9 protein-coding genes and 2 tRNA genes are annotated in these 13,922 nt (G+C 33.9%); 8 read left to right on the top strand and 3 right to left on the bottom strand.

Features of this window, described 5'->3' with window-relative positions:
- Positions 1-15: 15 nt before the first annotated feature.
- Positions 16-831 carry a M48 family metallopeptidase gene (locus tag ABYI63_RS06200; protein ID WP_372754552.1) on the top strand — a complete coding sequence of 272 codons (816 nt, stop codon included), beginning with the start codon at positions 16-18 and terminating at the stop codon, positions 829-831.
- Positions 832-965: 134 nt separating this feature from the next.
- Positions 966-2,264, top strand: coding sequence for an MFS transporter (locus ABYI63_RS06195; RefSeq protein ID WP_372754550.1), 1,299 nt, complete (start codon positions 966-968; stop codon positions 2,262-2,264).
- A gap of 71 nt (positions 2,265-2,335) precedes the next feature.
- Here the strand turns inward: ABYI63_RS06195 and ABYI63_RS06190 are convergent, their stop codons facing one another.
- Positions 2,336-4,882 carry an ATP-dependent Clp protease ATP-binding subunit gene (locus ABYI63_RS06190; protein WP_372754548.1) on the bottom strand — a complete coding sequence of 849 codons (2,547 nt, stop codon included), beginning with the start codon at positions 4,880-4,882 and terminating at the stop codon, positions 2,336-2,338.
- A gap of 259 nt (positions 4,883-5,141) precedes the next feature.
- Between ABYI63_RS06190 and gyrA the strand changes: the two genes are divergently transcribed.
- Positions 5,142-7,703 carry a DNA gyrase subunit A gene (gene gyrA, locus ABYI63_RS06185; RefSeq protein ID WP_372754546.1) on the top strand — a complete coding sequence of 854 codons (2,562 nt, stop codon included), beginning with the start codon at positions 5,142-5,144 and terminating at the stop codon, positions 7,701-7,703.
- Positions 7,704-7,719: 16 nt separating this feature from the next.
- Positions 7,720-8,973, top strand: a complete 1,254-nt coding sequence (locus tag ABYI63_RS06180; protein WP_372754544.1) for a tetratricopeptide repeat protein — start codon at positions 7,720-7,722, stop codon at positions 8,971-8,973.
- A gap of 49 nt (positions 8,974-9,022) precedes the next feature.
- Here ABYI63_RS06180 and ABYI63_RS06175 read toward each other — a convergent pair whose 3' ends face one another.
- Together ABYI63_RS06175 and ABYI63_RS06170 are read right to left on the bottom strand one after the other, a co-directional pair.
- Complete coding sequence (locus tag ABYI63_RS06175) at positions 9,023-9,772, bottom strand: NlpC/P60 family protein (RefSeq protein WP_372754542.1); 750 nt, start codon at positions 9,770-9,772, stop codon at positions 9,023-9,025.
- 128 nt (positions 9,773-9,900) lie between these two features.
- Complete coding sequence (locus tag ABYI63_RS06170) at positions 9,901-11,076, bottom strand: acetyl-CoA C-acyltransferase (protein ID WP_372754540.1); 1,176 nt, start codon at positions 11,074-11,076, stop codon at positions 9,901-9,903.
- A 129-nt stretch (positions 11,077-11,205) separates the two neighbouring features.
- On the opposite strand from ABYI63_RS06170, the gene ABYI63_RS06165 reads away from it, so the two are divergent.
- The 4 genes from ABYI63_RS06165 to ABYI63_RS06150 all read left to right on the top strand — a co-directional run.
- Positions 11,206-13,254 carry an HD family phosphohydrolase gene (locus ABYI63_RS06165; RefSeq protein ID WP_372754538.1) on the top strand — a complete coding sequence of 683 codons (2,049 nt, stop codon included), beginning with the start codon at positions 11,206-11,208 and terminating at the stop codon, positions 13,252-13,254.
- A 92-nt stretch (positions 13,255-13,346) separates the two neighbouring features.
- A tRNA-Ser gene (locus tag ABYI63_RS06160) sits at positions 13,347-13,430 on the top strand.
- Between the two features lie 19 nt (positions 13,431-13,449).
- Positions 13,450-13,524: transfer RNA gene (locus ABYI63_RS06155), tRNA-Pro, on the top strand.
- Between the two features lie 218 nt (positions 13,525-13,742).
- Positions 13,743-13,922: Arm DNA-binding domain-containing protein (locus tag ABYI63_RS06150; protein ID WP_372754536.1), on the top strand; the 180-nt coding region annotated here is incomplete at its 3' end.

The following is a 13,922-nucleotide window of genomic DNA, read 5'->3' as shown; positions in this document are numbered from 1 at the left end:
AAAAAAACAACAATAATGAAACTGAAAAACGCTTTATTAATTATAACTGCCGCAGGATTAATGGTGGCTTGTGCTACAAATCCGTTTACAGGAAAAAAAACAATGGCCTTGGTGCCAAACTCTCAGTTGTTTCCAACATCTTTTGCACAATATGATCAATTTTTATCTGAAAACAAAGTGGTAACTGGTACTTCAGATGCCGATATGGTTACAAGAGTTGGTCAAAAAATAGCAGTTGCCGCTGAACGTTGGTTAAATGCTAATGGTCATGTTGGTTATTTAAATGACTATAAATGGGAGTACAAATTGGTTAGTGATGAAACTGTAAACGCTTGGTGTATGCCTGGTGGAAAAATTGTGGTTTATACTGGTATTCTACCTATTGCAAAGGGAGAAACTGGATTAGCCGCTATAATGGGACATGAGGTTGCACACGCACTGGCTAACCATGGTCAGCAACGTATGAGTGCGGCTTATGTACAGCAAGGAGTTGCTATTGCAGGAAACGTGGCAATAAAAGATGAGGAATCTAGAAATGCATTTAATCAATACTATGGTATAGGCTCACAAGTAGGAGTGATGTTGCCATTTAGTAGAGCGCATGAAACGGAAGCTGATAAAATTGGATTATACTTAATGGCAATTGCTGGATATAACCCAGATGAAGCCGCCGAACTCTGGAAACGCATGAGTGCTTTAAGCGGTAGCGGATCTACACCAGAATTATTAAGCACCCACCCATCAAACGACTCTAGAATTGCAAACCTCACATCTTTAGCACCAACAGCAAAACAGGAAGCTGCCAAATTTGGTGTTACTTCGTTTAAATAATGATTTATTAAACGAGTATTAAAAATATTTGTTTTCTTTGAAGCTGCTTTAAAAGGCAGCTTTTTTTATGGTTTATAAAAAAAAATAATTAAGCTTGTTTTTAGTTTTTAAAGTTAAATATATACCTATATTTTATGAATCAACTTGAAAAAGGAAGTCAAAAATTATTAAACGCTTGGGCATTTTACGATTGGGCAAATTCTGTTTACACTTTAACCATTGCTTCATCTATTTTTCCAATATTTTATTCTGCATTGTTTTTAAGTGAGCTAAAAGTAGTTCATGCCTTCGGATACAGTTTTAAAAGTACTGCATTAATAACATTTGTAACGGCATTTACTTTCTTAGTGGTTTCTATAATTTCACCCATTTTATCTGGTATATCCGATTATGTAGGTAATAAAAAAAACTTTTTGAAATTTTTCTGTTACGTTGGGAGTGTTGGATGCATTGGTTTGTATTGGTTTGATGTTTCTGCCGATAAAATCCATTTAAGTTTAGTGTTTTACTTTATGGGATTAATTGGTTATTGGGGGAGTTTAGTGTTTTATAATTCATATTTGCCAGATATCGCGTATCCAGAACAACAAGATAGTATAAGTGCAAAAGGATTTGCCTTTGGTTATGTAGGTAGTGTTATATTATTGATAGTAAACTTAATAATGGTTATGAGTCAGGAAGATGGGGCGTCCAAAATGCAGATGATGCGCTACGCTTTTGTTACCGTAGGTTTATGGTGGGCCGGATTTAGTCAGTATTCATTTTATTGGTTGCCTGAAGGCACCTCTTCAGGACATAAAGTAACAACCCAAATAGTGTTTAATGGACTTAAGGAATTAGGGTTAGTTTGGAAACAACTAAAGCAAAATTTAAGATTGAAAAGGTACTTATATGCCTTCTTTGTATTTAGTATGGCAGTTCAAACGATTATGTTAGTGGCGGTTTATTTCGGTGAAGAAGAAATAGCTTGGGGGGATGATAGTGAGAAAACTACAGGTCTTATTGTTAGTATTTTGATAATACAATTGGTTGCAATCGTTGGAGCTATCTTAACCTCAAAATCTTCAGCAAGATTTGGTAATATTAAAACACTTATAGTTGTTAATTTTATTTGGATGTCTTTGTGTTTTTATGCCTATTTTATGGTGACACCTTTACAATTTTATATTGCAGCATCTTTAGTGGGAATGGTGATGGGTGGTATCCAAGCATTAGCCAGATCCACATATTCTAAATTTTTACCCGAAACGAATGACACGACTTCGTATTTTAGTTTCTTTGATGTTGCTGAAAAAATTGGTATTGTAATAGGTATGATTATTTTCGCCTCTATTGACCAAATTACGGGTAGCATGCGCAATGGTATTCTTTTTCTATTCTTGTTTTTTTTAGCTGGAATAATTTTATTACTTAGAGTTCCAAAGGAAGGATAGCCTATCATGAATAATATAAAAAGCCTGCATTTAAAAAATGCAGGCTCTTATTTTTTGAAATATTATAAATTTTATGACTCGGTTGGCTTTTCAGCCTTATCAATACTTATGCTAAGTTCATGAGTACTTTCGTTTAAGTCAATAATTATTGTATCACCTTCTTCCACATGAGAAGTAATTATTTCTTCAGCTAAAGCATCTTCAACATATTTTTGAATGGCTCTTTTTAAAGGACGAGCGCCATATTGCTTATCGAATCCTTTATCAGCAATATAATCTTTGGCTGAATCTGTTAGCTTTAAAATATACCCTAAATCTTTTATTCTTAAAAGTAACTTGTTAAGTTCAATATCAATGATTTTATTGATGTCCTCTTTTTCTAAGGCATTGAACATAACCACGTCATCAATTCGGTTTAAGAATTCTGGAGCGAACGATTTTTTTAGTGCATTTTCAATAACACTTTTAGCGTTTGCATCTTCTTGTGATTTTTGTGATGATGTTCCAAAACCAATACCAGTACCAAAATCCTTAAGTTTTCTAGCCCCTATATTCGAGGTCATAATGATGATTGTATTTCTAAAATCAATTTTTCTTCCTAAACTATCGGTTAAATAGCCGTCATCAAGTACTTGAAGTAACATGTTAAATACGTCTGGGTGTGCTTTTTCAATTTCATCTAAAAGAATAACGGCATACGGTTTGCGTCTTACTTTTTCGGTTAATTGTCCACCTTCCTCGTAACCAACGTACCCTGGAGGAGCTCCTACCAATCTTGAAATGGCAAATTTCTCCATATATTCACTCATGTCTATTCTAACCAATGAATCTTCACTGTCAAATAATTCACGAGATAATACTTTAGCTAACTGTGTTTTTCCAACTCCGGTTTGCCCTAAAAAGATAAATGAACCAATCGGTTTGTTTGGATCTTTTAAACCAGCGCGATTACGTTGAATGGCTTTTACCACTTTGGCAACCGCATCATCTTGTCCAATTACTTTTCCTTTAATTAACTTAGGTAATTCAGCAAGTTTATTGATTTCTGTTTGTGCAATTCTGTTTACAGGAATTCCTGTCATCATTGAAACCACATCGGCAACATTTTCTTCTGTAACAACCTCACGGTGTTGCTTGGTGTCTTCTTCCCATTTTTCTTGGGCAATTGCTAGCTCCTTTTCAATACGTTTTTCATCATCTCGAAGTTTAGCCGCCTCTTCATACTTTTGTTTTTTAACAACAGAGTTTTTAGTTTCTTTTACTATTTCCAATTGTTTTTCAAGCTCCAAAATTTGTTTTGGCACTTCAATATTTATAATGTGAACACGTGAACCAGCTTCATCCAGTGCATCAATTGCTTTGTCTGGTAAAAAACGTTCGGTCATATATCTACTTGTTAATTTTACACAAGCTTCAATAGCTTCTGGTGTATAATCAACATTATGGTGTTCTTCGTATTTACCTTTTATATTATTTAGAATTTCAATAGTTTCTGCAACGGTTGTAGGCTCTACAATTACTTTTTGAAAACGACGCTCTAGAGCACCATCTTTTTCAATGTATTGACGGTATTCATCGAGCGTAGTGGCACCAATACATTGAATTTCACCTCTAGCTAATGCAGGTTTAAACATATTAGAAGCATCTAAACTTCCTGTGGCACCACCGGCACCAACGATGGTATGAATTTCATCTATAAACAGAATAACATCGTCATTCTTTTCAAGTTCATTCATTACTGCCTTCATACGTTCTTCAAATTGTCCGCGGTATTTTGTTCCAGCAACTAAACTAGCCAAATCTAAAGTTACTACACGTTTATTGAATAGAATTCGCGATACTTTTCGCTTTACAATTCGAAGTGCTAGGCCTTCTGCAATGGCAGATTTACCAACACCAGGTTCACCAATTAAAAGTGGATTGTTCTTTTTTCTTCTACTTAATATCTGAGAAACACGCTCAATTTCTTTCTCTCTTCCAACAACAGGATCTAGTTTTCCTTCTTCTGCTAAAGCCGTTAAATCACGTCCAAAATTATCTAAAACAGGTGTTTTAGATTTTTTGCTTGTTTTGCTTGTAGGCGAGTTGAAAATATCTTTCGAACCGTCATCTTCAATATGAGAATCATCATCTTGGAAGGATTCTGCTTTTGGTTCTATAAAATCGCTGTCGTTTGTTATCATAAATTTAAATTGTTCTTTAACGTTGTCATAATCAACCTTAAGCTTATTTAAAAGCTTGGTAGTGGGGTCGTTTTCATTTCGTAAAATACATAATAATAGATGCGCTGTATTAATTGAAGTACTTTGAAAAAGTTTTGCCTCTAAAAAGGTTGTTTTTAAAGCACGTTCAGCCTGCCTAGTAAGATGTAGGTTTGTTTTTTTGTTTGAAGCTGCCGAAATACTTGGGTTTGCAGGGCTTAATATTTCAACTTTACGCCTTAAATGATTTAAATCAACATCCAACGCATTTAAAATATTTATTGCCTTACCATCACCATCACGTAAAAGCCCAAGCATTAAGTGTTCTGTTCCAATAAAATCGTGACCCAAACGTAGTGCCTCTTCTTTGCTGTAAGCAATCACGTCTTTTACTCTTGGGGAAAAATTGTCGTCCATAATTAGTTTCCTTTCTGCATTAAAAATACTAAAACATTTTACTAATGGCAAAAACTATACCTTAAAATGTGTGAAAGTTGCTAATTGACGAAAAAAAGTTTAGAAAATCAAAATTTTAGACCTCATATTTATTAACGAATAAAACAGGTTGAATTGTTAATAAAATACATGAAAAAATGACTATTATCAACTCTCGTCTATATTGAAATCCGTATATTAGCCTGTTTTGAAAAACTCATAAAACTTAATTAAATTATTTATGGCAGAAGGAGAAAAATTGATCCCTATTAATATTGAAGATGAGATGAAAACGGCTTACATTGATTATTCAATGTCAGTCATAGTGTCACGTGCATTACCAGATGTAAGAGACGGATTAAAACCAGTTCATAGACGTGTGCTTTTTGGTATGCATGAATTGGGAGTTAGAGCTACTGGAGCCCACAAAAAATCAGCAAGAATAGTTGGAGAAGTTTTAGGTAAATATCATCCGCATGGCGATACATCGGTATATGATGCGATGGTTCGTATGGCTCAAGAATGGAGTTTACGTTACATGCTGGTTGATGGCCAAGGAAATTTTGGCTCAATAGATGGTGACAGTCCTGCAGCAATGCGTTATACAGAAGCGCGTATGCGAAAAATTTCTGAAGACATGTTGGCAGATATTGATAAGGAAACTGTAGACCACAAATTAAATTTTGACGATACATTACAAGAACCAACTGTTTTACCAACGCGTATTCCTGGACTTTTAGTTAACGGTGCATCAGGTATTGCTGTAGGTATGGCAACTAATATGCCGCCTCATAACTTAACGGAAGTTGTTAATGGTACTATAGCGTATATCGAGAATAACGATATAGAAATTGATGAATTAATTAAACACATTAAAGCACCCGATTTCCCAACTGGCGGAACAATTTATGGGTACGATGGTGTTAAAGAAGCTTTTCACACAGGTCGTGGCCGTATCGTTATGCGTGGGAAAGCCAATATAGAAGAAGTTCAAGGTCGTGAGTGTATTGTTGTGACTGAAATTCCATATCAAATTAATAAAGCAGAAATGATTAAAAAAACTGCTGATTTGGTTAATGAGAAAAAACTAGAAGGCATAGCAACCATTCGGGATGAATCGGATAGAAACGGTATGCGCATTGTTTATGTTTTAAAACGTGATGCCATTCCAAACATCGTTCTTAATAAGCTATACAAGTATACAGCATTACAATCTTCTTTCAGTGTAAATAATATTGCACTAGTAAATGGGCGTCCGCAGCTTTTAAACTTAAAAGAGTTAATTCATTATTTTGTTGAGCATAGACATGAAGTTGTAGTAAGACGTACCAGGTACGAATTGCGTAAAGCTGAAGAGCGTGCACATATTTTAGAAGGATTAATTATTGCTTCGGATAATATTGATGAAGTGATCGCAATTATTAGAGCCTCTACGAATGCTGATGAAGCTAGAGAGAATTTGATAAAACGTTTTGAACTTTCAGAAATTCAAGCCAGAGCAATTGTTGAAATGCGTTTGCGTCAGCTTACTGGACTGGAGCAAGATAAATTGCGTTCTGAATACGAAGAGATTATGAAAACCATTATCGACTTAAAAGATATCTTAGATAAAAAAGAGCGTCGAATGGAAATTATTAAAGACGAATTAATTGTAGTTAGAGATAAATATGGTGATGAGCGTCGTTCAGTAATCGAGTATGCAGGTGGCGATTTAAGTATTGAAGATATGATTGCCGATGAGCCTGTGGTAATTACCATTTCTCATGCAGGTTATATTAAACGTACTTCATTATCTGAATACAAAACACAAAATAGAGGGGGAGTTGGACAAAAAGCATCAACCACAAGAAATGAAGATTTCTTAGAACATTTATTTGTAGGTACAAACCATCAATATATGTTATTCTTCACCCAAAAGGGTAAATGTTTCTGGATGCGTGTTTACGAAATACCAGAAGGAAGTAAAACTTCTAAAGGTAGAGCCATTCAAAATTTAATAAATATTGAACAAGACGATACTGTAAAAGCATTTATTTGTACAAAAGACCTTAAAGATGAGGAGTATATAAATAGTCATTATGTGATTATGGCTACTAAGCAAGGTCAAGTTAAAAAGACGTCTTTAGAGCAATATTCACGTCCAAGAACTAATGGTATCAATGCAATTACTATTAAAGAAGACGATATTTTATTAGAAGCACGTTTAACAACTGGTGAAAGCCAAGTAATGCTAGCGCTTAAATCTGGAAAAGCCATTCGTTTTGAAGAGGCTAAAACACGCCCTATGGGTCGAAGTGCTTCGGGTGTAAGAGGTATAACGCTTGCTGATGAAAATGATGAAGTAATTGGAATGGTAACTATAGAGAACCCGCAAGAAGAATCAGTTCTAGTGGTTTCAGAAAATGGTTATGGAAAACGTACTTATATTGATGATCCTGAAGATGGAGAGCCAGTTTACCGTATTACTAACCGTGGAGGAAAAGGTGTTAAAACCATTTCTATTTCTGAGAAAACTGGGAAACTAGTTGCGATCAAGAGTGTAACAGATAATGATGATTTAATGATTATTAATAAATCTGGAATCGCAATTAGATTAGAAGTTAAAGATTTACGTGTAATGGGTAGAGCCACTCAGGGTGTTAAATTAATCAATTTAAAAGGTAAAGATTCTATTGCAGCGGTTGCAAAAGTGATGCACGATGAAGAAGAAGTAGAAGAGGTAGGAGACGTTGATAACACTGAGAATATTGATGGTGGCACAACTCTTGATACTAATACAGAAGAAAATAACACAGAAAATTAAATTAAATATTATTAAAATGAAAAAACAGATTACCATAGCTTTAGCAGTTTCTATAAGCGCGTTTTCATTTGCGCAAAAGAAGGAATTGAAAGAAGCTGAAAAAGCAATTAAAGGAAATAATTATGCAGAAGCTAAAACAGCTTTAAAGCAAGCTGAAAGTCAATTGTCTGAAATGGACGAGAAGCAAAAAGCACAATACTATTATTTGAACGCCGAAGCCTTATACGCCAATGGTGCAGCGTCGATGAAAGACATTGATAGTGCATTAGAAAGTTTAAGCAAAGTACAAGGAGATTATGTTTCCGAATCCTCAGATTTAAAGCAATCTATGGTTAATGGAATAATTAAAAAAGGAAACAAGTTTTACGAAGCTAAAGATTTTTCAACATCTTCTAAATATTTTGAAAAAGCTTACAGATTAAGTACAAAAGATACGTTATTCCTTTATTATGCAGCTGCAACAGCAGTAAACGTTCAAGAGTACGATCGTGCTTTAGTACTGTATGAAGAACTAAAAAACTTGAATTATACTGGTGTTGAAAAACAATATTTTGCAACAAATGTATCTACAGGAGAAGAAGAGATTTTAGACAAAAGTACGCGCGAACTTTATGTGAAAGCAAAAAGCCATACCAACCCAGGTGAGCGTATGACGGAATCTAAAAAACCTGAAATTGTAAAAAATATTGCCCTAATTTATATAAGTAAAGGTGATGACGAAAAAGCTTTAAAAGCTATTGATGAAGCTAGAGCAGAAACGCCAGATGATATTAACTTAATTCTATCGGAAGCTAATATCTATTACAAATTAGGAAATACAGAGAAATTTAAAGCTTTATTAGAAAAAGCAACTCAAATGGAGCCTAATAATCCTGAATTACAATATAACTTAGGTGTAATTTCTGCAGAATCTGGTCACCCAGAAGAAGCTACAGCTTACTATAAAAAAGCGATTGAATTAAGCCCAAATTATATTAATGCTTACATAAACTTAGCTGCTTTAATTTTGTCAAAAGAAGAGTCGATTATAAAGGAAATGAACGGTTTGGGAAGTTCTAAGAAAGATGACTTACGATACGATGAATTAAGAGGACAACGACAAGATTTATACAAGCAAGCAGTACCGTATTTAACTAAAGCTCTTGAAATTGACGATAAAAATATTAGTGCTGCAAAAACATTAGTGAATATTTACAGTATTCTTGGTGAAAAAGCAAAACATGATGAGTTAAAAGTTAAAGTTGAAGCTCTTGAAGCAGAGGCAAAATAAAAAGCATCATATTATAGAAACTAAAAACGCCGCAATTTGCGGCGTTTTTTTATATCACTTTTTTAATAACTCGTAGCTTGTGTGTGTGTATTTTTCTATCCACATTATAAATACCAGAATGGTCTAATCTATCAATTCTAACTTTTCCATGGGCGTGTATTATGTAGTTGTCACTCATAATGATACCAACATGAGTAATTATGCCTTCATTATTATCAAAAAATGCCAAATCACCAGGCTCACTTTCTTCAATAAAGCTTAATGCTTCACCCTGTGTAGCTTGCTGTGAAGCGTCACGTAATAATTTGTACCCGTTTAGTTTATAAACCATTTGACTAAATCCAGAGCAATCAATTCCAAAAGGGGATTTTCCTCCCCATAAATAGGGTGCATTTAAATATAAAAATGCCGTATCTATTATATTTTCTTTTGCCTTTATACCTTCAACAATAGAGCCTTCGTGTTTGTGATTTAATATAGATAACCCGTTTAAGGAAGATCCTAACAAAATAGGGTGTAATTGTTGGTTGTTATCCTCAATAAACTCCACTAAATCAATAGATAATTTGGGAGTTTCTTTATGAAGTTGATTGTATTGCTCTTCTGTTATTTCGAACAGTTGTTTATGGTCAATCCAACCCTCATATTTATCAAAAGCTAATCGTATTTTACTCCAGTTTTTACGTTGTTCTAATATTTTAAATATGTCACCATAAAGCACTTGAGAAACCAGTTCACTGGAGTCTGCAGGTTCAATTCTAAGAGGTACAATGCTTAAATTACAAATTCCGTATTGCATATAATTATTGTCTTTTGATTATTGATAATTATAAATTGGATACGATAAAATAAATGACTTTATACGATGAAAATAATTAGGGTTGTAATCCATATTTAAAAAAATAATCAATAAGAAATAATAAAAATTTAACGTTCTATAATAATTGCCGATGCACCACCACCACCATTACAAATAGCTGCAGCACCAATTTTAGCATTGTTTTGTTCTAATATATTTAATAAAGTTACAATAATTCTAGCCCCTGAACAGCCTAATGGATGGCCAAGTGATACGGCACCACCGTTAACATTAACGTTCGTATCGTTAAGTCCAAGAAGTTTCATATTAGCTAAACCAACAACAGAAAAAGCTTCATTAAATTCAAAAAAATCAACGTCTTTTAAGGAAATTCCTGCTTTATCCAATGCCTTTGGTAAAGCCTTTGCCGGAGCAGTTGTGAACCAATCGGGCTCCTGGGCAGCGTCCGCATAACTTTTTATGGTAGCAAGTGGTTTTAAACCAAGTTCTATTGCTTTTTCTTTGCTCATTAATATTAAGGCAGCGGCACCATCATTTATAGTAGAGGCATTAGCGGCAGTAACGGTTCCATCTTTTGTGAAGGCTGGGCGCAACTGTGGAATTTTATCAATTTTTACATTGGTAAATTCTTCATCTTTACTAACTATAATGGGTTCACCTCTTCTTTGAGGCACTTCTACTGCAACAACTTCATTATCAAATTTGCCAGCATTCCAAGCAGCTAAAGAGCGTTGATAAGACTGTACGGCAAAAGCATCCTGATCTTCACGAGAAAAATGATACTTTGTAGCACAAGCATCTGCACAAACACCCATGGCATTTTGATTATATGCATCAACTAAGCCGTCTTTTTGCATTCCATCAATCAGTGTGTTTGAACCAAATTTAGTACCTGTTCTGGCATATAGATAGTGTGGGATTAAGCTCATGTTTTCCATACCTCCTGCAACAATAATATTTGCATCGCCAAGAGCAATACTTTGAGCTGCTTGCATAACTGCTTTCATTCCAGATGCGCAAACTTTATTTATAGTTGTACAAGGCACCGTGTTTGGAATACCTGCAGATATAGCTGCTTGTCTTGCCGGCGCTTGCCCTGTTCCAGCCTGTACTACGTTACCCATTAATACTTCATCAACTAATTCTGGTTTCAGTTTTATTTTACTTAGTGCACCTTTAATAGCTATAGCACCAAGTTCTGGAGCAGAAATGGTTGACAGTGCCCCCATAAAGCTTCCTATGGGAGTTCTAGCCGCCGAAACAATTACTACATCTTTATGCATTATTTGATTTTTAATCTTAATATATGCGAAAATAATCATTTTTTAGTAGAAATTTGAACGATTCCGCTATTATAAAAAATGGTATTAGATTATAATTTTATTACTTTTGGTTTCTCCTTAACTTTTTAAATGGAAGACTTTATAAATAAACTATATAGACACCATTCCTTGATTTATAAAGGTCTGTTATTTGTTTTTACTACATTTTTAATTGTGTATTTATTTCCGAAAAGTGGAAAGTTTAAATACAATTTTGAGAAAGGTAAACCTTGGCAATCTGAAAATTTATATGCACCGTTTAATTTTGCAATTAAAAAATCGGATGCAGAAATTACTGCCGAAAAAGAATCTATTGAAGGTAGTTCTATTTTGTATTTTGATCTTGATAATTCAATAAAACCCCAGGTACTTAGTGCCTATAAAAGACAATTTAAAACAGTTTTTTCAGATTCTTTACCAAAAAGATCTTTGGCTAATTTGTATAAAGTTGGTGAAGAAATTATAACTGCTTTTTATGCTTTTGGTGTTTTAAATGAAAACTATAATTTTCAAGAGCAAAAGGCAATAGCCATTCTAGATAATCGTGTTAAAACCCAAGATGGTTTTTATTCGGACTTAATTAAGCAGGATGAAGTTACTTCGGTTATTAATGATATTCTTCAAAAGCATGACTTGATGCATTATAAAACAAATTTTGCATCGCTGTTTTTCGATTTAATAAAGCCAAATTTAACTTATGATGAATCATTTACTAAAAAAGCTTTAAGTGAAGAATTAAATAAAATAGCTTATGCTCGGGGAAGTATCGAAAAGGAGACTTTAATTATATCAAAAGGAGAAATTATTGATGTAACAAAATATCAAATTTTAAAATCGTTACAGTCGGAGTACGAATCACAGGTTTGGAGTAAATCTAATTACAATTGGATAATTTTTGCATACACCTTATTGGTATCATTGGCCTTGTTAATGTTGTTGTTATTTTTAAGAAATTATCGGGATGAAGTTTTTCAAAATAACACGAAAGTTACTTTTATATTTTTTAATATATTCTTGTTAATATTCATAACAACCTTAGTAGTTAACTACGATTCCAAGTTTGTGTATGTGGTTCCTATTTGTATTTTACCGCTAATATTCAAAGCTTTTTTTGATGCGCGATTGGGTTTGTTTGCCCACGTAATTACAGTATTGTTATTAGGGTTTATAGTGCCAAATAGTTACGAGTATATGTTTTTACAAATAATAGCTGGTATTGTAACAATTTTAACGGTTTCAGAGCTATATAAGCGCGCCAATTTATTCATTTCGGTAGGTCAGATTACTTTAATTTATATCATTGCTTATTTTGCCTTTTTTGTTATTCATGAGGGTAGTGTGGAAACTATTAATTGGGAAATGTTTATTTGGTTTGTATTAAGTGGACTCGCAACACTTTTTGTGCAACCTTTAATTTATGCTTATGAAAAGATATTTGGTCTAGTTTCAGATGTATCACTTTTGGAATTATCCGATACAAATTCAAAATTACTTAAGGAATTATCTAATAAAGCGCCCGGAACCTTTCATCATTCATTAAATGTAGCTAATCTTGCCGAATCTTCTGCTAATGAAATTGGAGCTAATGCTATGTTAGTTAGGGTAGGGGCATTGTATCACGACATTGGTAAAATGAAAAATCCAACCTATTTTACCGAGAATCAATCTACGGGTATTAATCCTCATGATGAATTATCTTCAAAAGAGAGTGCAAGAATTATAACCTCTCATGTTATAGACGGTATAGAAATAGCCAAAAAATATAATTTACCTGATAGAGTTATAGATTTTATTAGAACACACCACGGAACAAGTGTCGTTTATTATTTTTACATGCAAGAGAAGAAAGGAGGGGAAGACGTAGATGTCGCAGATTTTAGCTACCCAGGACCAAAACCATTTAGTAAAGAAACAGCCATATTAATGATGTGTGATAGTATTGAAGCAGCTTCTAAAAGCTTAAAGGATCCAACCTCCACAAAAATCGATGCTTTCGTTGAAAATATCATTGATAAACAAATTGAAGGCGGACAATTTTTAAATGCTAACATTACTTTCAAGGAAATTCAGTCCATTAAAAAGGTGCTAAAATACAAGTTAGCAAACATTTACCATTTGCGAATCGAGTACCCAGAATAATTTATAAAAAAAATGTAAAAAATAGTTGCGTTCTTCTTAACTATAGTATACATTTGCAACCGCAATTTTATTGCACAAGTTCATAAAATTAAGGAGAGGTGCCAGAGTGGTAATGGAGCAGATTGCTAATCTGTCGACGGGTAACTGTCGCCAGGGTTCGAGTCCCTGTCTCTCCGCAATTTTTTTTACAACCCTCGGGGTGTAGCGTAGCCCGGTTATCGCGCCTGCTTTGGGAGCAGGAGGTCGCAGGTTCGAATCCTGCCACCCCGACAAAGTTGATTTATTGCAAACCAAAACAATGTTAAATAAATGATTTTCAGATATTTAATATTTTTTGGTTTCAATTGAAATCATTTGAGTTCATCGTTAAATATGTCCTATAGGGTGTCCTATTTTAATTGAGATGAATTTTGTAAATTGTATTTCCTACGGGACTTTCCAGAGATTTGACTTTCACTTTAATCATTGTTTAACTAAAGTGAAATGTAATGAAAACCACAAAATCATTTAGTATTGGCTTTTGGCTGAAAAAAACGGCAATCAAAAGTGATGGGCAAATTCCAATTTATGCACGTATTCGTGTGGATGGTGTCGGAGCAGATATCAGTATTAAGCGTACAACTTTTGAATCTCATTGGTGTTCAGAATCCTCAAGACTTAATTCGCGG

Source organism: Mariniflexile sp., from assembly GCF_041583155.1.
GTDB lineage: Bacteria > Bacteroidota > Bacteroidia > Flavobacteriales > Flavobacteriaceae > Mariniflexile.
Note: the sequence above shows the minus strand (reverse complement) of the source record. Positions and strands in the feature narration are given on the sequence as shown.

Coding starts and splice junctions, on each gene's coding strand:
- ABYI63_RS06200 (WP_372754552.1), top strand. CDS start 16: ATGAAACTGAAAAACGCTTTATTAATTATAACTGCCGCAGGATTAATG.
- ABYI63_RS06180 (WP_372754544.1), top strand. CDS start 7,720: ATGAAAAAACAGATTACCATAGCTTTAGCAGTTTCTATAAGCGCGTTT.
- ABYI63_RS06190 (WP_372754548.1), bottom strand. CDS start 4,882: ATGGACGACAATTTTTCCCCAAGAGTAAAAGACGTGATTGCTTACAGC.
- ABYI63_RS06170 (WP_372754540.1), bottom strand. CDS start 11,076: ATGCATAAAGATGTAGTAATTGTTTCGGCGGCTAGAACTCCCATAGGA.
- ABYI63_RS06175 (WP_372754542.1), bottom strand. CDS start 9,772: ATGCAATACGGAATTTGTAATTTAAGCATTGTACCTCTTAGAATTGAA.
- ABYI63_RS06165 (WP_372754538.1), top strand. CDS start 11,206: ATGGAAGACTTTATAAATAAACTATATAGACACCATTCCTTGATTTAT.
- ABYI63_RS06195 (WP_372754550.1), top strand. CDS start 966: ATGAATCAACTTGAAAAAGGAAGTCAAAAATTATTAAACGCTTGGGCA.
- gyrA (WP_372754546.1), top strand. CDS start 5,142: ATGGCAGAAGGAGAAAAATTGATCCCTATTAATATTGAAGATGAGATG.